Annotated in this window: 14 protein-coding genes, 6 pseudogenes and 1 riboswitch; of the genes and pseudogenes, 13 read left to right on the top strand and 7 right to left on the bottom strand. The window is 59.2% G+C overall.

Features of this window, described 5'->3' with window-relative positions; translation table 11 throughout:
* Positions 1–4: 4 nt before the first annotated feature.
* The 3 genes from glnE to hldE are packed head-to-tail and all read left to right on the top strand — an operon-like array spanning position 5 to position 4,050.
* Positions 5–2,419, top strand: coding sequence for a bifunctional [glutamate--ammonia ligase]-adenylyl-L-tyrosine phosphorylase/[glutamate--ammonia-ligase] adenylyltransferase (glnE, locus tag ACMX3H_RS11150; protein ID WP_415210888.1), 2,415 nt, complete (start codon positions 5–7; stop codon positions 2,417–2,419).
* The gene (locus ACMX3H_RS11145) at positions 2,407–2,574 is read left to right on the top strand and encodes a hypothetical protein (RefSeq protein ID WP_415210887.1); all 168 of its coding nucleotides are present in this window, start codon (positions 2,407–2,409) and stop codon (positions 2,572–2,574) included. Before glnE ends, ACMX3H_RS11145 begins: the two co-directional genes overlap by 13 nt.
* Before the next feature lie 42 nt (positions 2,575–2,616).
* Complete coding sequence (hldE, locus tag ACMX3H_RS11140) at positions 2,617–4,050, top strand: bifunctional D-glycero-beta-D-manno-heptose-7-phosphate kinase/D-glycero-beta-D-manno-heptose 1-phosphate adenylyltransferase HldE (RefSeq protein WP_415210886.1); 1,434 nt, start codon at positions 2,617–2,619, stop codon at positions 4,048–4,050.
* 203 nt (positions 4,051–4,253) lie between these two features.
* On the opposite strand, the gene ubiK is transcribed toward hldE, so the two are convergent.
* Positions 4,254–4,565 carry a ubiquinone biosynthesis accessory factor UbiK gene (ubiK, locus tag ACMX3H_RS11135; protein WP_415210885.1) on the bottom strand — a complete coding sequence of 104 codons (312 nt, stop codon included), beginning with the start codon at positions 4,563–4,565 and terminating at the stop codon, positions 4,254–4,256.
* A gap of 129 nt (positions 4,566–4,694) precedes the next feature.
* Positions 4,695–4,854: riboswitch (FMN riboswitch) on the top strand.
* 109 nt (positions 4,855–4,963) lie between these two features.
* On the opposite strand from ubiK, the gene ribB reads away from it, so the two are divergent.
* Entirely contained in the window at positions 4,964–5,617 is a 654-nt protein-coding gene (ribB, locus tag ACMX3H_RS11130) for a 3,4-dihydroxy-2-butanone-4-phosphate synthase (RefSeq protein ID WP_415210884.1), read from the top strand.
* 26 nt (positions 5,618–5,643) lie between these two features.
* Here ribB and ACMX3H_RS11125 read toward each other — a convergent pair whose 3' ends face one another.
* Entirely contained in the window at positions 5,644–6,309 is a 666-nt protein-coding gene (locus ACMX3H_RS11125) for an NAD-dependent dehydratase (RefSeq protein WP_415210883.1), read from the bottom strand.
* Between the two features lie 129 nt (positions 6,310–6,438).
* Here ACMX3H_RS11125 and ygiD point away from each other — a divergent pair.
* A pseudogene (ygiD, locus tag ACMX3H_RS11120) lies at positions 6,439–7,176 on the top strand (4,5-DOPA dioxygenase extradiol).
* A gap of 34 nt (positions 7,177–7,210) precedes the next feature.
* Here ygiD and ACMX3H_RS11115 read toward each other — a convergent pair.
* From ACMX3H_RS11115 to ACMX3H_RS11100, 4 genes and pseudogenes are all read right to left on the bottom strand, one after another.
* Positions 7,211–8,371 (bottom strand): glutathionylspermidine synthase family protein, encoded by a 1,161-nt coding sequence (locus tag ACMX3H_RS11115; protein WP_415210882.1) that lies wholly within the window; start codon positions 8,369–8,371, stop codon positions 7,211–7,213.
* A 6-nt stretch (positions 8,372–8,377) separates the two neighbouring features.
* Positions 8,378–9,022: a DUF1190 family protein gene (locus tag ACMX3H_RS11110; protein WP_415210881.1), complete on the bottom strand. Its 645-nt coding sequence runs from the start codon at positions 9,020–9,022 to the stop codon at positions 8,378–8,380.
* A 217-nt stretch (positions 9,023–9,239) separates the two neighbouring features.
* Positions 9,240–10,274, bottom strand: a pseudogene (locus ACMX3H_RS11105) (TolC family outer membrane protein); the annotation flags it as partial.
* Between the two features lie 337 nt (positions 10,275–10,611).
* Positions 10,612–11,097, bottom strand: a pseudogene (locus tag ACMX3H_RS11100) (TolC family protein); the annotation flags it as partial.
* Positions 11,098–11,301: 204 nt separating this feature from the next.
* Here ACMX3H_RS11100 and nudF point away from each other — a divergent pair.
* The 8 genes and pseudogenes from nudF (at position 11,302) to ACMX3H_RS11060 (ending at position 18,095) form a co-directional block, all read left to right on the top strand.
* Positions 11,302–11,934, top strand: a complete 633-nt coding sequence (gene nudF / locus ACMX3H_RS11095) for an ADP-ribose diphosphatase (protein ID WP_415210898.1) — start codon at positions 11,302–11,304, stop codon at positions 11,932–11,934.
* Entirely contained in the window at positions 11,934–12,359 is a 426-nt protein-coding gene (locus tag ACMX3H_RS11090) for a DUF1249 family protein (RefSeq protein WP_415210880.1), read from the top strand. The genes nudF and ACMX3H_RS11090 overlap by 1 nt, the downstream gene beginning before the upstream one ends.
* Before the next feature lie 27 nt (positions 12,360–12,386).
* A complete protein-coding gene (gene cpdA / locus ACMX3H_RS11085; protein WP_415210879.1) occupies positions 12,387–13,214 on the top strand; it encodes a 3',5'-cyclic-AMP phosphodiesterase in 828 nt (275 codons plus the stop codon).
* The gene (gene yqiA / locus ACMX3H_RS11080) at positions 13,214–13,795 is read left to right on the top strand and encodes an esterase YqiA (protein ID WP_415210878.1); all 582 of its coding nucleotides are present in this window, start codon (positions 13,214–13,216) and stop codon (positions 13,793–13,795) included. Before cpdA ends, yqiA begins: the two co-directional genes overlap by 1 nt.
* Positions 13,796–13,889: 94 nt before the next feature.
* Positions 13,890–15,785, top strand: coding sequence for a DNA topoisomerase IV subunit B (gene parE / locus ACMX3H_RS11075; protein ID WP_415210877.1), 1,896 nt, complete (start codon positions 13,890–13,892; stop codon positions 15,783–15,785).
* Between the two features lie 558 nt (positions 15,786–16,343).
* A pseudogene (gene mtnB, locus ACMX3H_RS11070) lies at positions 16,344–16,867 on the top strand (methylthioribulose 1-phosphate dehydratase).
* A pseudogene (gene mtnC, locus ACMX3H_RS11065) lies at positions 16,864–17,550 on the top strand (acireductone synthase). The pseudogenes mtnB and mtnC overlap by 4 nt, the downstream one beginning before the upstream one ends.
* Positions 17,550–18,095 (top strand): 1,2-dihydroxy-3-keto-5-methylthiopentene dioxygenase, encoded by a 546-nt coding sequence (locus tag ACMX3H_RS11060; RefSeq protein WP_415210876.1) that lies wholly within the window; start codon positions 17,550–17,552, stop codon positions 18,093–18,095. The pseudogene mtnC and the gene ACMX3H_RS11060 overlap by 1 nt, the downstream one beginning before the upstream one ends.
* Positions 18,096–18,283: 188 nt before the next feature.
* On the opposite strand, the pseudogene mtnA reads toward ACMX3H_RS11060, so the two are convergent.
* Positions 18,284–19,321 (bottom strand): annotated as a pseudogene (gene mtnA, locus ACMX3H_RS11055) (S-methyl-5-thioribose-1-phosphate isomerase).
* Between the last annotated feature and the right edge of the window lie 158 nt (positions 19,322–19,479).

Raw genomic sequence — 19,479 nt, 5'->3', positions numbered from 1 at the left:
TTTGATGATGACGCGACCTCTACCGCCGATCCTGCAACAGCAAGGGCAGCAGACGGCGGCCGCCTTGCCGGTGCCGGCGGACGATTCAGCTATCCCTGCGCTGGCCATGAGCGATTTCATCAGCGACGCGCTGATAAGTCATCCGGCATGGCTGCAGGAGCTGACGGCGCAGCCGCCTCGACCGGGCGAGGGGCGGGATTATGTTGGACTGCTGGCCTCGCAGCTGGCGGCGGTGGATGATGAGACCACGCTAATGCGCGAGCTGCGGCTGTTCCGGCACTATACGCTGGTGCGTATCGGCTGGGCGCAGATCCTCGGCCTGTGTGACACCGGCGAAACGCTGACCCAGCTCAGCCAGCTGGCGGAAACCCTGATTATCGCCACGCGCGACTGGCTGTGGCATGCATGTTGCCGCAAATGGGGCACGCCCTGCGGCACCGACGGCACCCCACAGCCGCTGATGATTTTGGGCATGGGCAAACTGGGCGGCGGCGAGCTGAATTTCTCCTCCGATATCGATCTGATATTCGCTTACCCAGAAAACGGTTTCACCCGCGGCGGCGGCGGCGAGCTGGACAACGCCCAGTTTTTTACCCGGCTCGGTCAACGGGTGATTAAGGCGCTCGACCAGCCTACCGTCGACGGTTTTGTTTATCGGGTGGATATGCGGTTGCGGCCGTTCGGCGACAGCGGGCCGCTGGTACTGAGCTTTGCCGCGCTGGAGGATTATTATCAAGAGCAGGGCAGGGACTGGGAACGCTATGCGATGATAAAAGCGCGGCTGATGGGCGGCCACGGCGATCCCTACAGCCAGGAGCTGCGCAGTATGCTGCGTCCTTTTATCTACCGCCGCTACATTGACTTCAGCGTTATCCAGTCGCTGCGTAATATGAAACAGATGATCGCCCGGGAGGTGCGGCGGCGCGGGTTGAAGGACAATATCAAACTGGGCGCCTGCGGCATCCGTGAAATAGAGTTTATCGCCCAGGTGTTTCAATTAATTCGCGGCGGCCGCGAACCGCGCCTGCAGGCGCGCACGCTGTTGCCGACGCTTGCGACAATAGGCGAGCTGGGTCTGCTCGCGCCGGCGCAAAGCGCGCGCCTGGGCGAGGCTTATCTTTACCTGCGGCGACTGGAAAATCTGTTGCAGGGCATCAACGATCAGCAGACCCAAACGCTGCCCGCCGACTCGCTCAATCAGGCGCGCCTGGCCTGGGGCATGGACGAGGCGGACTGGCCGCAGCTCACCCGGACGCTGGCCGCCCATATGCAGGCGGTGAGGGTGGTGTTTGATGAGCTAATAGGCGATGATGCGCCCGACGCTGAAAATAATGATACGCCCGGCGCCGCGGCCGCGTTGTGGCAGGAGCCGATGTCACAAGCGTCGGAGGCCGACGTCGCAGGGGTTCCCTGTCCCCGCCTGGCGCAGCATGTCGCCGATTTTCGCCGCGATGTGGTGAAACGCACGCTCGGCCCGCGCGGGCGGGAAGTGCTGGACGCGCTGATGCCGCGGTTGCTGGCGCATATCGGCGATGGCGACGCGGCGGACGTGGCGTTTGAACGCTTGGCGCCGGTGCTGCTCAGTATCGTCTCCCGCACCACTTATCTGGAGCTGTTGCTGGAGTACCCCGGCGCGCTGGGGCACTTGATTCGCCTGTGCGCCGCGTCGCCGATGATCGCCAGCCAGCTGGCGCGACATCCACTGCTGCTGGACGAATTACTCGATCCCGCCACCCTCTACCATCCACCGGCGCCGTCGGCCTATGGCGACGAGCTACGCCAATATCTGTTGCGGGTGCCAGAAGAGGACGAGGAGCAGCAACTGGAGGCGCTGCGCCAATTTAAGCAGGCGCAGCAGCTGCGCATTGCCGCCGCCGGTATGCTGGTCAGTACGCTTTCAGCGTTCGAGGATTATCAGCTCAATGAAGCCTGGACCTGGGAGCATCAGGCGCTGGTGCGTGCACGGATGGTTTATGGTACGTCGGCCCTACAAGAGGGGTTTAACGCTATTCGCCGCCGCGTACTGTGCCGCGGGCGCGATCCCGCTACGCTGCGTCGCGAGGTCAGTGAAATGCGCGCCAAGATGCGGCAACATTTGGCCAGTAAGCAATCTGACGTTTTCGATATCAAAACGGACGAGGGTGGTATTACCGATATCGAATTTTTGGCGCAGTATCTGGTGTTGCGCCACGCCGCCGAAAAGCCCGAATTGACGCGCTGGTCGGATAATGTGCGTATCTTCGAGCTGATGGCCCAGCATGGGATTATTGACGGCGACGATGCCGATGGGCTGCGCGCCAGTTACACGACGCTGCGCGATACGCTTCATCATCTGGCGCTGCCCGGTCGGGTGCCGGTAGCGCAGTTCGCCCGCGAGCGCGCCTTGATCGGCCGCTGCTGGCGCCAATGGCTGGACTGAGCGGCGGCGTTGCTGCCGCAATCTGGGAGCGCCATGTGTTCGCGGGGCGTGATACCCTCGGCGCCCGCTGGCGGCAGCGGCTTGGCTGCGTGGCGGCGCTGCCGCGGGCGGGCCAGACCCAGGCGCCGCAGGGGGCGAATTTCTCCCGCCTGTGATATTATTCCGACCCTTGAACAGGATCTCTTTGGAGCGAGTGGATGAAAGTGACCTTGCCTGATTTCCGCCGGGCGGGCGTGCTGGTCGTGGGCGATGTGATGTTGGACCGATACTGGTACGGTCCTACCAGCCGGATTTCACCGGAAGCGCCGGTGCCTATCGTAAAAGTGGACGCTATTGAGGAGCGCCCCGGCGGGGCCGCCAACGTCGCGATGAATATCGCCGCGCTGGGCTGCCATTCGCGTCTGGTCGGCCTGACCGGCATTGACGACGCCGCCCGCGCCCTGGGCGCGCGGCTTAGCGAAGTGGATGTGACCTGCGATTTTGTCGCCGTTGCCACCCATCCCACGATAACCAAGCTGCGGGTGTTATCACGTAATCAGCAGCTTATCCGCCTGGATTTCGAGCAGGGCTTCGACGATGTCGACGCCGCTCCCATGTTAGAGCGTATTCAGCTAGCGTTGCCGAAAACCGGCGCGTTGGTGCTGTCCGACTATGCGAAAGGCGCGCTGGCTCGCGTGCGCGAGATGATTACGCTGGCGCGGGCCGCCGGCGTGCCGGTGCTTGTCGATCCGAAAGGTACCGACTTCAGCCGCTATCAGGGGGCGACGCTGTTGACGCCAAACCTGTCCGAGTTCGAGGCGGTGGCAGGGGCTTACAAAGATGAGGAAACGCTGGTGAGCCGTGGCATGAAAATCATCGCCGATTATCAGCTTTCGGCGCTGCTGATTACCCGTTCGGAGCAGGGGATGACCCTGCTGCAGCCGGGTAAGGATCCGTTGAATTTACCGACACAGGCGCAGGAGGTCTACGACGTGACCGGCGCCGGGGATACGGTCATTGGTGTGCTGGCCGCCGCGCTGGCCGCTGGCAATAGTCTGGAGGAGTCCTGTTTCCTGGCCAATGCCGCGGCGGGCGTGGTGGTCGGGAAATTGGGTACGTCAACCGTCAGCCCCATCGAGCTGGAAAACGCCATCCGCGGCCGCGCCGAAACGGGCTTTGGCGTCATGACCGAAAGCGAACTGAAGCAGGCCGTGGCGCTGGCGCGTCAGCGCGGTGAGAAGGTGGTCATGGCCAACGGTATTTTCGATATCTTGCATGCGGGCCACGTCAGCTATCTCGCCAATGCCCGCAGGTTGGGCGACCGGCTTATCGTGGCGGTGAACAGCGATGATTCCACCAAGCGTCTCAAAGGGGAAAGCCGCCCGGTAAATCCCCTGGTGCAGCGAATGACCGTCCTGGCGGCGCTCGAAGCGGTGGACTGGGTGGTGCCTTTCAGCGAGGACACGCCGCAGCAGCTGATTGCCGACGTGCTGCCGGATGTACTGGTTAAAGGCGGCGACTATCAGCCGCATCAGATCGCCGGCAGCAAGGAGGTGTGGGACAACGGGGGCGACGTGCTGGTGCTGAATTTTGAAGACGGCTGTTCCACCACCAATATCATCAACGCCATTAAGCGCGGCGAGCGGGGTTAAGGCGCGCGCCGTGGGTGGTGTGTGGGCCGTCCCTGGTCGAGGCGAGCCTCACGTCAGCGGGTCATCGCTGCCGCTAACGTCGCAAGGGGGCTACGGCCGTTATAGCTTTTTAAAGGTGTCTTTAGCCGGTTTGTCGTCCGCAACGCCGCCCTCCGGCACCGCCTGTTCAACGGGGGAAACGCTGGTGGTGTCGTCCACGCCGCTCACGCCCGCGGGTTTCGCTCCCGCCACTGGCGCTCCCGCCGCGCCGCCGGGCTGACCAGAGGATCACTTTTCGGCATGGTTTCCAGCGCGTTAAGGCGCAGTTCCAATTGACTCAGTTTCTCACGGGTGCGCAACAGCACCTGGGTCTGCACGTCAAATTCCTCGCGGCTGACCAAATCCATTCGGCTGAACTGGTTTTGCAGCACCTGACGGATCTTTTTTTCCACGTCGTCGCCCAAATCGCGGATGCCTTTCGGCAGCGATTCCTGCACCTGGCGGGCAAGCTGTTCAAGTTTATTTGGATCAATCATCGTCGGTTCCCTAACTGATCAGAATGAATTAAGTGTAATGCCTGTTCCCCCTGAGTGGAAACAAAAGCATTTATTGAAATTATGCGTTTGCTAATTGCCTCGGCAGCGGGTTGTCGCTATAGTATTTCCGCTCATTCTCAGGGCGGGGTGCAATTCCCCACCGGCGGTAGACCTGGCTAAAGTATTGCACAGGAAGCCCGCGAGCGCTCAGATTGCGTGCAATCTGAGGTCAGCAGATCCGGTGTAATTCCGGGGCCGACGGTTATAGTCCGGATGGGAGAGAGTAACGACGTCCAAACGGGCTATGGCCGCAATCGTTATTTTTTGGCCCGTTCGCGGCCGCTCCTAAGTCTGCCCTGATTCTGGTAATCCATATCAATTATGAGGTTTTATTTACTATGAATCAGACGCTTCTTTCCGAATTCGGTTCTCCGCTCCAACGCGTGCAAAACGCGCTGGAGGCGCTGCGCAACGGCCGCGGGGTACTGGTACTGGACGATGAAGATCGTGAAAATGAAGGCGATATGATATTCGCCGCGGAAAACATGACCTTTGAGCAGATGGCGTTGGCCATTCGCCACGGCAGCGGTATCGTGTGCCTGTGCCTGACCGAAGAACGCCGCCAGCAATTGGCGCTGCCGATGATGGTTGAACGTAACAGCAGTCATTATCAGACGGCCTTTACCGTCACTATCGAAGCCGCTGAAGGGGTCAGCACCGGGGTATCCGCCGCCGATCGCCTGACGACGATTCGGGCCGCCATCAAAGATAACGCCAAACCCACCGATCTTAACCGCCCTGGGCATGTGTTCCCGCTGCGCGCGCAGCCGTGCGGCGTGCTGGTGCGCGGGGGGCATACCGAAGCGGCCGTGGATTTAACCACCCTCGCCGGCCTGAAGCCGGCGGGCGTGCTGTGCGAAGTGACCAATGACGATGGTACCATGGCGCATGCGCCGGAAATTGTGGCCTTCGCCCGGCACCACGGCATGCCGGTGCTTACCATTGAAGATCTGGTGACCTATCGTCGCGCTCTTGCGCGCGAAGTAAGCTGACCGTCCTGGCAGGGCCCGGGGTTGCGTCAGTCGGTAGCCAGCGCTAACCTTCGCATTTCCTGCCAGGTGTAAATCATTACTTCATCTGTGGAGAGCTGCGCTGCGGCGACCATCGCCGCAGCGATATCCGCCGCCGTTATGGCGCGGTATTTTTTCGCCCGTCCCCGCAGTACGGGATCCAGCCGAGGCCAAACGCGGTTGAGCCCTCTCTCCAGCGGGCGGCGCTCTTGCCGCTCGCCCAGAATCATGCAGGGCCGAAAGAGGTGCGTCCGCGCTGCGCGCTGCGCAACAATATCCCGCTCCGTTTCCCCTTTGATACGCAGATAAAACGCGTAAGAGCCGACGCTCGCGCCCACCGCTGACACCAGCGATAGCGAACGCGCGCCCTGCTCAAGGGCCAGCAGCGCCGCCAACAGTGGATAATCATGTTCGATGCGGTAATAGTCTCGCCGATCGGGGCTGTTTTTGCGGGTGGTGCCGAGGGCGATAAACACATCCTCCGCCACCTGCGCGTCCGTCTGCGCGGGCAGCGTGTCGATATCGCCGCTTAGTTGTGTCAGCTGCGGATGGCGCAGCGGCAGCTTTCGCCTAACTACCGCAATGACTTGCCCATAGGCGCGATGACCTAACAAGGTGGACAAGAGATTACCACCCACTAATCCGCTGGCGCCAAATAGCAATGCTGTTTTCATTTGTTGGCCTCGGTTATTCAATTTTCCTGATTATCTTCATCATCGTTATCTCGGTTCTTTGCGCGGCGAAAAGCGGTAACGTGATGCCATCAGCCGCCGTAAGCGACACACAACGAATAAGGATATCTGATGAGTAGCCCACGCATGCCCGCCCTTTTCCTCGGTCACTGCAGTCCGATGAACGTGCAGGAAGACAACCGCTATACCCGTATCTGGCAACAGCTGGGTCAGACACTGCCGCGGCCGAAGGCCATATTGGCCATTTCGGCCCATTGGTATACACAGGGCACTGCCGTCACCGCCATGGCGCAGCCGCGCACCGTACACGATTTCGGCGGTTTTCCGCTGGCGCAACGGGTACAGTCCCTGCTGGCGCCGGTGTCGGTGCATGCCGATACCGGCGAATGGGGGTTGGACCACGGCACTTGGGGCGTACTCATTAAAATGTATCCAGAGGCGGATATTCCGGTGGTGCAACTCAGCATCGACGCGACGCGCGATGCCGCTTACCATTTCGCCCTCGGGGAAAAACTGGCCGCGCTGCGCGATGAAGGCGTGATGCTGATGGCCAGCGGCAATGTAGTACATAACCTGCGCACGGTACGCTGGCAGGACGAGGCTGAACCCTACCCATGGGCACTTTCGTTCGATCAGTTTGTGCGCTGAAATCTCTGCGCGCAAGGGGAACCGCATCCGCTGATACATTATCGGCAGCATCAGGATGCCGCGCTGTCCAATCCCTCGCCGGAGCACTTTTTGCCGTTGCTGCATGTGCTGGGCAGCCGGATCGGCGATGAGCCGGTCACGGTGCCCGTGGACGGTATTACGCTGGGGTCCATCAGTATGCTGTCGGTGCAGGTGGGCTGAGGCGGCGGCGCGGCATCACTACGCCGCCGCAGGATCAATCAACGATAATGTGCGGATAAAAGCGGGAAAGATCCTGGGTAATTATCTGTCTGTCTTCACGCAGGCCGATGCCGCAAGGTTGATCGTTAACCAGCCAGCTGCCGATCACCGTATAGCAATCGCCGAAGCGGGGCAGCGGGCAAAACGCCTGTACAATCGACCCCTCTTCGCCGTAGGGGCCGTCCACCCGCGCGGTCTCCCGCCCTTGCTCGAAGACCCGCACGTTAGAGCCTTCCCGCGAGAACAGCGGTTTCACAACATAATTGTCCATCGGCGGGAAATCGTCTTCGGCAAAATAGGCCGGCAGCAAATTGGGGTGGTCGGGAAACATCTGCCAAAGCATCGGCAGCAGCGCCTTGTTGGATAAAATGCATTTCCAGGCAGGCTCGAGCCAGCGCACACCTGCGTCTTCCAGCTTGGTAGAGAACATTTCGCGCAACATGAATTCCCACGGATAGAGCTTGGACAGGTTGCTGATGACCTGATCCTGCATATCGGTGAACTGCCCTTTCTCTCCCAGCCCCAGCTCTTCGATATAAAGAAACGTATTGGGCAACCCTGCTTCCGTGGCGCAATCCTGCAGATACTGCACCGTGCCGCGATCTTCTTCGGTATCCTGGCAGCAGGCCAGGTGCAGCAGGCTAAAACCGTGCTGCGACTGAAGTTCGGCGAAGCGGGCAATAAGCTTCTCCTGTAGGCTATTAAACTGGTCGGCGTTGGCCGGCAACTGCCCGGCGTTTAATTGATCTTCCAGCCAAATCCATTGGAAGAACGCCGCTTCGTACAGGGAGGTGGGCGTATCGGCATTGTTTTCCAACAATTTTGGCGGATACTGGCCGTCATACACCAGATCAAGGCGCGAATAGAGCGACGGCTGGCACGTTTGCCAGGCGTTGCGCACAAACGACCAGGTATGCCGGGGGATCCGGAATTTGGTCATTAGCTCCTCGCTGGCCACCACTTTGTCCACCACCTGCAAACACATCTGATGAATCTCGGCGGTGGCGTCCTCCAGCGTTTCGATTTGCGCCAGGGTGAACTGATAGTAAGCGTCCTCGCACCAGTAAGGTTCACCGTACAGGGTATGAAAATTAAAGCCGTATTCAGTGGCTTTCTCCCGCCAGTCCGGCCTTTCGCTGATGGTAACTCGTTTCATGTCCCGTTAGCCGCCCATGGTGCGGTGCGGCGTGGCGCTGCTGCTGCGCATGGCGCTCTGTTTGGCGACGGTCTCACCGAAGCCGCCGCGGGTAATGGTCTGGGTGGTCGCCGGCTTGGGCGCCAGGGCGGTCTTGGGCACCGTCATCGACCGGCCGCTGGTGGCCGCCCCGTAGCCGCGGCCGCTGGCGTCGACAAACTGGCCGCGCGCCGGACTATTGGCGGCACGGGAGCTGAACAGCGGCTGCTGCGCGTAGCCGCCCATCATGCGGCCCATCATATAGCCCGCCATCAACGGCATCCACATGCCGCCGCTGTGCTGGGATTCCGCCGCCATGCCGGCCTGCGCCGGGACCTGGGTGCATTGATCTTCGCCGAACTCCGCCACGCAGTCGGCGCGGGAGACGTATTTGGGGGCGGTTTTCACCGCTTCCTGCTGCGCGCTGTTGTAAGCGGTGGTGCACTGTTCGCTCAGTGAGGGATTGGCGCGGGTACAGTCGTCGCTGTTCATGTACAGCGATACGTTTTCGTCGCTTTTTTCACAGCCGGCCAGTACAAAAACGGCACCGACGGCCAGCGCGACGGGCGCCATACGGTAAGCGCGCCAATGCTTGCGAAAGCTGGCGTGATTAATCTGTTTAGTGCGTTTCATTATTTTCCTGCTTTATTGATATTAACTGCGATCCAGAGAAATCACTGTAGAATAGGGGAAAAACGGTGATAAATGAAGCATGGGGGCCGCCTACGGCCGGAATCTTTACGTAGTTATACACTTCCCTGTGATCGCTCGAGCGGACAGGGGCGGGCAAGGGACAGCACCGGCGGCCAAGAGGGGAAACAAGCGTCTCGCCTGGCCGCCGGGAAAGAACTTAATGCTGGAAAGGATTGCGTCCGGTAGCGCAGCCGGCGGCTGGCGCGGTCGTCACACGGGTCGCGCGCGGCTGGACGGCTGTTTGTACAGCACTACTGCGCGCGGTATTGGCGTTGCGCGACGTATCGGCGCCATCGGCCCGGTTTTCCTGCGTGGCGTTTTCCGGCGCCACCGTCTGCGGATCGGTCGGTACTATTTTGCCGAGCGTATTATTTAGCGTCACCAGATCCGCTTCGTTCAGCGTGCCGAGAGCGGATTTGAGGTTTAATTGATTAATCAGATAATCGTAGCGCGCCTGGGAGAGATTTCGCTTGCGATCATAAAGCGTGGTGGTGGCGTCCAGCACGTCGACGATAGTGCGGGGGCCCGCCTGGTAGCCGGCTTCCGAGGCGTCCAGGGAGCTTTGCGCCGACACTACCGCCTGTTCATAAGCGACGATGCTGCTGATGGAGGCGGATATATTGCTGAACGACGAGCGCAGGGTCCTGACCATGGTGCGATGCGCGCTTTCAAGCTGCTCGCTGGCGCTGACGAAATTGTACTGCGCCTGCTTCACCTGGGAAGTGACGGAACCGCCGCTATACAGAGGTACGTTTAGATTCAGGCCGATAGCGTTTCCGCCGATATGCTTATCGGGATTTGTTATGGAATTATTACGCGAGCCATTGTAGTCGGTATTGCTGACCGTCGACGAGGCGTTGAGATCCAGCGTCGGCATATGGCCGGTCTGGTAGTAGCGAATTTGTTCACGGGCCAGATCCTTCGACAGACGCGCCGAGCTGAGGTTCCGGTTTTCCGCTTCTTTCAACAGATTGGTGATCGCATCGGTACGCTGGGTCTTGAAGCTTGCGATATTCAGCGTCGCCAACTGCGGATAATCTATGCCGGTTATCTGGCGCAACGCTTCTAACGCATTGTCCAGATCATTACGGGCGCTCACTTCCGAGGCCAGAACCGTGTCATATTCCGAGCGCGCATTCTGCACATCCGTAATTGCCACCAGGCCGACGTTAAAGCGCTGGGTCGTTTGATCGTAAGCGCCCCGTGGAGGACGTCTTGAATTATTGGTGGGTTTGTTGTATAAGACAGTAAACCTACGTTACACGCTTATGCTCATTGCATTTTCACATTGTATTGATTTTAATAATTTTTATTTCCATCCCGGTTTGAGTGATATGAAATTAGTGGTTCTGAAGTTTGTGATAGTGTCCATTAAAATTTAAGTGGACACTATCATCGCCGGATTATCCATGATCTGACAGCCGTCCCTTATAGGATGCGGGTTCACTAGGCATCGTAGTGGAACATATTCTTACCGGGCCATACAACAAACCCACCAATAATTCAAGACGTCCTCCACGGGGCGCTTACGTTTGATCCAACTGGCGATAAAGCGCCTGCTTCTGCGCCTCGGTATAAGACAGTGTATCAATGGCGCTCAATACGTTAAAATAAGCGGTAGCGGTATTGAGAATTAGCGATTGCTCGTCGGTTTGATACGAGACATCCTGAATACCCGCCGTTTTTTTCTGGAGGGTCAGGGCACGCCATTTGGACATATCGAAAATAGTCTGGGTCAACTGTAGCTCGGCGCTGGACGCGTTAGAGTTGATATCACGGTTGTCGCGAAAACCCTGGGTGTAAGTATAATCTTCTCCCAATCCCAATTGAGGCAGCAGCGGGGGGCGCTCTTCATTGATTTTTTCAAAGGCTGCATCGCGATCGGCGGCGGAACGGCGAAGATCCGGATTGGACAGTCTCGCCTGCTGATACACCTGTAGCAGATTTTCTGCCTGACTCATTGCACTGAAACCACCGAGACTCAGTCCAATAAGGAGGGGGAGCAGTTTCTTCATTTGCATTCCTTTTGAAACAGCAAAATTGCTAGGGTAGCGCTACTAAAAAAATTGTGGCTAATTCTAGCAGACGCTGCCGGACGGAATAGGTGGCTTAACGTGCCATGCCGGAGCTATTTACAAAATCTATCATAAACCGTCAGTTTCCGGCAGACTGATTTAGCTGGCCGGCCGGCGGCGTTATTTGCCAATAGGAGCGCTATGATGACCTCTTCTTTTGTCACGCCGGTGACATTTGGCCGTGATGATGTTGAAATGCTTTCCCGTGAGACGTTGTATAACGGCTTTTTCAAGATGGAGCTTTACCACTTCCGCCACCGGCTGCTTAATGGCGGCATGAGCCAGACGGTGACTCGGGAAATCTTCGAGCGCGGGCATGCGGTCGTCCTATTACCTTATGATGCGCGGCGTGACCAGGTGATATTATTGGAGCAAATCCGCATCGCCGCCTATGACAGCAGCCCGACCCCCTGGCTGCTGGAGCTGATGGCCGGTATTATTGAGCCTGGAGAAACGCAGGAGCAGGTTGCCCGGCGCGAAGCGGTTGAGGAGACGGGACTCGCGGTGGGCCGCTGCAAACGGATGCTAAGCTATCTGGCCAGTCCTGGCGGCACCAGCGAACGCCTGACGGTGATGGTGGGGGAGGTGGACGCGCTGAAAGCCGAGGGTATCCATGGACTGGTGGAGGAAAATGAAGATATCCGTCTCCATGCGGTGAGCCGCGGACAGGCATACCGCTGGCTGGAGGAGGGAGTTATCGATAACGCCGCCTCTGTCATTGCCCTGCAATGGCTGGCATTACACCATGAATCCTTGAGAAAAGAGTGGACCGATTAATGATAAAGCGCTACACACCCGATTTCCCTGAAATGATGCGGTTGTGCGAAACCAACTTCGCCCAGCTGCGCCGGTTGCTGCCGCCGATTAATCAGGTGGGTGAAACCGTCGCCTATCAGGTGCATGGCGCCAGCTACCTGCTGACCATTCAGGAGTCCACCCGCTACACAACGCTTGTGGAAATCACCCAGACCGCGCCTGTCGCCAGCTACTGGAGCCTACCCTCGATGACCGTCAGGCTCTATCATGACGCCATGGTTGCGGAAGTGTGTTCCAGTCAGCAGATCTCTCGCTTCAAAGCGCGTTATGATTATCCGAATAAAAAGTTACATCAATGTGATGAGAAACATCAAATCAACCAGTTCCTTGCGGACTGGTTACGCTATTGTTTGGCGTATGGTGCCATGGCGGTTCCTGTTTGTTAGGCAGATTTCGATAACCAAGGACAATCTTTGGAAAGCCTGTTGAAACTTCCTGTGGCGCGTGGGGCCAATATCAGGATTTTACAAATCACCGATACTCACCTGTTTGCGGGTGAGGACGAGACGTTGCTCGGGGTGAATACCTTGCGCAGCTACAGCGCGGTGCTGAAGGCGGTACAGGCTGAACAGCGGCATTTTGATTTAGTGGTCGCCACGGGCGACCTGACGCAGGATCATTCGCCCCAGGCCTATCGTCATTTCGCCACCGGGATCGCGCGCCTACCCGCGCCCTGCGTCTGGCTGCCCGGCAACCATGATTTCCAGCCGGCGATGGTTGATGTGCTGGCGGAGTGCGGTATCTCCTGCGCTAAACAGGTGTTGATCAGCGACGGGTGGCAATTGCTGCTGCTAGACAGCCAGGTCTACGGCGTGCCCCACGGTGAATTGAGCGACTATCAACTGGAGTGGCTGGCACAGGCGCTGGCCGGCCAGCCCAAGCGCCATACATTGCTGTTGTTGCATCATCATCCTTTCCCTTCCGGCTGTATCTGGCTTGATCAGCACAGCCTGCGCAACGCCCATATGCTGGCGGACGTGCTGCAGCCGCATCCGCGGGTAAAAACCCTGCTCTGCGGCCATATTCATCAGGAACTGGACGTTGACTGGCTGGGCCGGCGCGTACTGGCGACGCCCTCCACCTGCGTGCAGTTCAAACCGCACTGCACCAATTTCACCATCGACACCCTGGGTCCCGGCTGGCGCTATCTCGACCTGCTGCCGGGCGGCGCGGTGCACACCGAAGTGCGTCGGCTGGACGGGACTGAACATCTGCCCGACACCGATTATGAAGGCTACTGATGGCGACGCTTTTGTATCTCCACGGTTTCAACAGTTCTCCCTCTTCCGCCAAAGCCACCGCCCTCGGCGCCTGGCTGGCGCGCCACCATCCCGATATCGAGCTGCTGGTGCCGCAGTTGCCGGTGTACCCTGCCGATGCGGCGGAAATGATGGAAACGCTGGTGATGGAGCGGGCCGGAGAAACGCTGGGGCTGGTGGGCTCGTCCCTCGGCGGTTATTATGCCACCTGGCTGTCGCAATCGTTTCTGCTGCCGGCGGTGGTGGCCAATCCGGCGGTGCGGCCGTTTGATTTGCTCACGGGCTATTTGGGGGAAAACCTCAACCCCTATACCGGCGAGAAATATGTTTTGGCGCCGCGGCATATCTATGATTTGAAGGTGATGCAGGTCGATGTGCTGGAGTCGCCGGATCTTATTTGGCTGCTGGCGCAAAGCGGCGACGAGATCCTCGATTATCGCCAGGCGGTGGCCTACTACACCCACTGTCGCCAGACCGTTGAGTCGGGCGGCAACCACGCTTTCGTCGGTTTTGACCATTATTTATCCTCCATCGTGCATTTTTTGGGGCTTACCGTCGGGTGAGACCGCAATCGACGCCGTACAGAATATCTGCTTCCCGAAGGGCGGCCTTTGCGGTAGGCTCTCCAACAATTTGTCACGAAATATGATTCAAGCCATGACTCAATCAAGCTATAATGCTGACGCGATAGAAGTATTGAGCGGACTGGAACCGGTCCGCCGCCGTCCGGGGATGTACACCGACACCTCGCGGCCCAATCATCTTGGACAGGAAGTCATCGATAACAGCGTCGACGAGGCGCTTGCCGGCCACGCCCGGCGCATTGATGTGATTTTGCATGCCGATCAGTCGCTGGAGGTCACCGACGACGGCCGCGGTATGCCGGTGGATATCCATCCCGAAGAGGGCGTGCCGGCGGTGGAATTAATCCTCTGCCGTCTGCATGCCGGCGGCAAGTTCTCCAATAAAAACTATCAATTCTCCGGCGGTCTGCACGGGGTGGGGATTTCGGTGGTCAACGCCCTGTCCACCCGGGTTGAGGTGACGGTGCGCCGCAACGGCAATATCTACCGCATCGCGTTCGAGAATGGCGATAAGGTCGAAGATCTGAGCGTGGTCGGCACCTGTCCTAAGCGGAATACCGGCACCAGCGTCCATTTCTGGCCGGACGAGCGTTTCTTAGATAGCCCCCGCTTCTCGATATCCCGTCTGACCCATTTGCTGAAGGCGAAGGCGGTGTTGTGTCCCGGCGTGGAAATCGTCTTCCAGGATCAGGTCAATAACACCGAGCAGCGCTGGTGTTACCAGGCGGGTCTGACCGATTATCTAAACGAAGCGATAAATGGGCTTATCACGCTGCCCGAAGCGCCCTTTGTGGGCGCGGTAAGCGGCGATACCGAAACGGTGGATTGGGCGCTCTTGTGGCTGCCGGAAGGGGGGGAACTGCTGACCGAGAGCTATGTGAATCTGATCCCCACACCCCAGGGCGGGACCCACGTTAACGGGCTGCGTCAGGGCCTGCTGGACGCGATGCGCGAGTTTTGCGAATACCGCAATATTTTGCCGCGCGGCGTCAAGCTATCGGCTGACGATATTTGGGAGCGCTGCGCCTACGTCCTGTCGGTGAAAATGCAGGATCCACAGTTCGCCGGCCAGACCAAAGAGCGACTGTCGTCGCGGCAAAGCGCCGCCTTCGTTTCCGGCGTCGTGAAAGATGCCTTTATCCTGTGGCTAAACCAGAATATCCAGGTGGCGGAGCAACTGGCGGAACTGGCTATCGCCAGCGCCCAGCGTCGCTTGCGCGCGGCGAAGAAGGTGGTGCGTAAAAAATTGACCAGCGGGCCGGCGCTGCCGGGCAAGCTGGCCGACTGCACCGCTCAGGATCTGGCGCGCACGGAACTGTTTCTGGTGGAAGGGGACTCGGCGGGCGGGTCCGCCAAACAGGCGCGCGATCGGGAATATCAGGCGATCATGCCGCTGAAGGGGAAGATCCTTAATACTTGGGAGGTGTCTTCCGACGAGGTGCTGGCATCGCAGGAAGTCCATGATATTTCGGTGGCGCTGGGTATCGATCCCGATAGCAACGATCTCAGCCAGCTGCGCTACGGTAAAATTTGTATCCTGGCGGATGCGGACTCCGATGGCCTGCATATCGCCACGCTGCTGTGCGCCTTGTTTATGCAGCATTTCCACAAACTGGTGGAGGAGGGGCATGTCTACGTGGCGATGCCGCCGCTTTACCGCATCGATTTGGGCAAAGAGGTTTATTACGCCCTGGATGAGGAAGAGAAGACCGGCGTGCTGGAGCAGTTGAAACGCAAAAAGGGCAAACCCAATGTGCAGCGTTTTAAAGGACTAGGGGAAATGAACCCGCTGCAGTTGCGCGAAACCACGCTCGATCCCAATACCCGCCGGTTGGTGCAGTTAACGGTGGGGGCGGACGATGTGCAGCAGACGCTGGCGATGATGGATATGCTGCTGGCGAAAAAGCGCGCCGAAGACCGCCGCAACTGGCTGCAGGAAAAGGGCGACGAAGCGGAAATTGAGGTGTAAGCCTCGGGGGAACCCCGGCGTGCGCCAGGATGCCGCATGTTTCGTGTTGCAGCAGCAAGCTTCATTGCGGCGAGGGGATGGGCGGTTGATCCCGTTTCACCACGCAATGCGTCTTACCAGGCGTAAAACGGGCTTTTACGCGGCGGTTTGTGCCAAACTGCCCTTACAACTTGTCCGCGGCGCGTCAAACACCTTCTATGCAGTCCGTCCTAGGCGCGCCGAATGCTTACCTAGCTGCATCACCAAGATGCGTCATCATGTTATCATGGCCCACGCTAGACGCTGGCGTTGTGGCGATAATGGCTGGCGTAACGCACCGCAGGCTCTGCCGACGGCTGTTTCTGCCTTGTCCCTCCTCGACTTGCAGCGCCTGTCGCCGGCGTTTCACCTCTGAAGGACATCAACGCTAAACGCCACCCCCCTCTCTGCGGACGGCGGATGCCTTTGTCTGCCGGTTGCTGCCGCCAGGCGTCGATGTTAGTATTTGGCTATCAAGACATACAGATGGCTAGATCCCCGGCCGGCACCGATTTTCGGCGGATCATAACAAGGACGCTCATGGCGGAAAATATACATTTGGCGGAATTGGTCGCCGCCTGCCGCTGGATAGGCGCGCGAGGCTGGAGCCCGGCCACCGGCGGCAACATGTCGCAGCGGCGAGACGCAGTCCGGGCGCCAACCTTCCGCGGAAACCGGTTTGCATGCCTTTATCTATCGGCGTTTTCCCGAGGTCGGTTGCGTGCTCCACACCCATTCGGTCAGCGCCACCGTGCTGTCGCGGGCGGAGCAGGGAAGCGCCCCTGCGGCTGTCCGGCTACGAGATGCAAAAATCGCTGGCGGGCCAAGCTGATCACCAAGATGAGGTGGCGATCGCCTTTCTCGATAATGCTCAGGACATCCCGGCGCTGGTTCAGCGCATCGCGCAGCGGGATGAAATTACCCCTTTGCGCTATGGCTATTTGACGCGCGGCCATGGTTTAACCTGCTGGGGGAGGGACGTGCGCGAGGCCCGGCGCCATCTAGAAGGTCTCGAATTCCTGTTTGAGTGCGAGTGGCGTCGCCGTCTGCTGGAGGCCAGATGATCCAGGCGGTAATCATCGATATCGATGGTACCACTAGCGATATCCGTTTCGTCCATGAGGTGCTGTTTCCCTACGCCCAGCAACGGCTGGCCGAGGTGGTGCACCAGCGTGCCAACGATAGCGAGATCGTGCAGGCGTTACAGGCTCTGCGCGCCGAGATAGGCCGCCTCGATGCCGGCGGCGATGATTTGCTGACGGTGCTGTACGGCTTTATGGCGGAGGATCGTAAATCCCCAGCGCTAAAAATCCTGCAGGGTATTATCTGACGTGACGGCTACCGGCAAAGGGACTTTTTCGGCCATGTTTACGACGATGTGGCGCCGCAACTGACGGCCTGGCGTCGGCAGGGGGTAGTGCTCGGCGTTTATTCCTCAGGATCGGTGGAAGCACAGCAACTGCTATTTGGCCACAGCGTCAAAGGCAACTTGCGTTGGCTGTTCAGCCACTATTTTGATACGCGTGTCGGCGCTAAGCGGCAGAGCGGCGCCTATCGGGCTATCGCCGCTGAACTGGCATTGCCGCCAGCGGCTATCTTGTTTTTATCCGATATCTATCAGGAGCTTGATGCCGCCCGTGACGCCGGATGGCGCACCTGTCAGCTGATTCGCGACGATCATTGCACCAGCAGAAGCCATCCGCAGGCGCATCGTTTTGACGAGATAACCCTCCAGGAGTTTGTTTAATGAGCGCACTGACCGTTTATTCCGATACCGATGCCTCGGCGCCGCGTTGGCAAAGTCGCGAGAGGGACGCCATCCAACGTGAGCTGAACGCTATCGGCGTTCGTTTCGAGCGTTGGCAGGCCGACGGCGAACTGGGGCAAAATCCCGACGCCGAGACGGTGATTGCCGCCTATCAGCACGCCATCGACCGTCTGGTGGCGGAAAAGGGCTATCAAAGTTGGGATGTCATCAGCATGCGTCCGGATAATCCGCAGCGCGAGGTCATTCGCGCGAAATTCCTGGCGGAGCATACCCATGGCGAGAATGAAGTGCGGTTTTTCGTCGAGGGCGCCGGTCTGTTCTGCCTGCATGTGCAGGGAAAAATCTATCAGATATTGTGCGAAAAGAATGACTTGATTTCGGTGGCGGCGGGCACGCCGCACTGGTTTGATATGGGCGAGGCGCCCTATTTTACCGCTATCCGGGTGTTCGATAATCCAGAGGGCTGGATTGCCCGCTTTACCGGCGATGCTATCGCTGACGCGTATCCGCGCCTGAGGCGCTAATCTGGCGGCGCCGTTAAGCCCAGGCCGGCAGCATGCCTGGCTGGTTCCGCAAGCGCCCACTGGCGTCGACGCGTCTCCCTTTCAACCGGTTCGGCCATCGTAGGCTGACGCGTCAGCCCATTGACCGATTAAGCCATCGCCCGCCGAGGGACCAACCGTTTCGCCGGCGGGCAAACGCCTCGGCGGCGTCAAACGGCTCCGTCGGAGCGCAACGGCCGGCTGAACAGGCCCTCTCCAACCTGCTGCGGCGTAACGATGCCGGTATCCAGCACCCAGCCGTCAATCAGCGCTGCCGGTGTGACGTCAAAGGCGGGGTTGTAAACGTCCGCCCCGTCCGGCGCCCACCGGCATTGGCCAAAGCTGCCGGCTACGCCGGTCACTTCAGCAGCGTCGCGCTGCTCAATGGGAATGGCATCGCCGCTGGGGCAACCGGCGTCACAGGTAGTATGGGGCGCCGCCACATAGAACGGCACACGGTGCCAGCGGGACAGCACCGCCAGGCTATAGGTGCCGATTTTATTGGCGACATCCCCGTTGGCGGCGATTCTGTCCGCGCCGACCCAAACGGCGTCCACCTGTCCGCGCGCCATAAGGTCCGCTGCCATCGTATCGTATATCAGCCGGTAAGGTACTCCCAGCTCTCCCAGCTCCCAGGCGGTAAGACGGACGCCCTGCAGCAGCGGTCGGGTTTCGTCCACCCACACCTGTGCGATGTTGCCCTGGCGATGAGCGAGAGCTATCACGCCCAGGGCGGTGCCCGTGCCGGCCGTTGCCAGCCCGCCGGTATTGCAGTGGGTCAACAGGCGGCTTCCCGGTTTGACCAGCGCGGCACCGTGCCGGGCAATAGCGTCGCACAGCGCCCGATCTTCCTCCACCAATCGCCGCGCTTCCTGCCCCATCGCGGTGACGAAATCAGATTGCGCCAACGCCTGTGCCATGCGCGCTAGATTATTCATCAAATTCACCGTGGTCGGCCGCGCCGCGCGTAGCACCGCCATATCGTGTTCAAGCTGCGCCCAGGGCTGACCGCCTTCCGCCAATAAGGCCAACAGCAGGCTGGCGGATAGACCGATTAGCGGCGCGGCGCGCAGTGCGCGGATGTGATCCACCAGCTGCGCCACACTCTGCGCGGGGTGCCAGTGTTGCTGCTACGGCAACGCCTGCTGATCCAAAATCCATAACTGATTTTCCCTGACCCGCAGGCTGGTGGTGCTAAACGTCAGCATCGCTGTTGTCCCTTTTGCTGATTCCGGTCACGCCCGATCACTGATTCTGATTTCATCCGATCACTGATTCCGGTCGCCCGATCAGCGATTCCGATTCTGCCCGATAGCTCATCTTCTGTTCCGCCATACTCTGGAGACTTTTAGCTTCCGGGAGTATG

Source organism: Sodalis sp. (in: enterobacteria) (assembly GCF_047607725.1).
In the GTDB taxonomy this organism is placed as follows: domain Bacteria; phylum Pseudomonadota; class Gammaproteobacteria; order Enterobacterales; family Enterobacteriaceae; genus JBLKSS01.
Note: the sequence above shows the minus strand (reverse complement) of the source record. Positions and strands in the feature narration are given on the sequence as shown.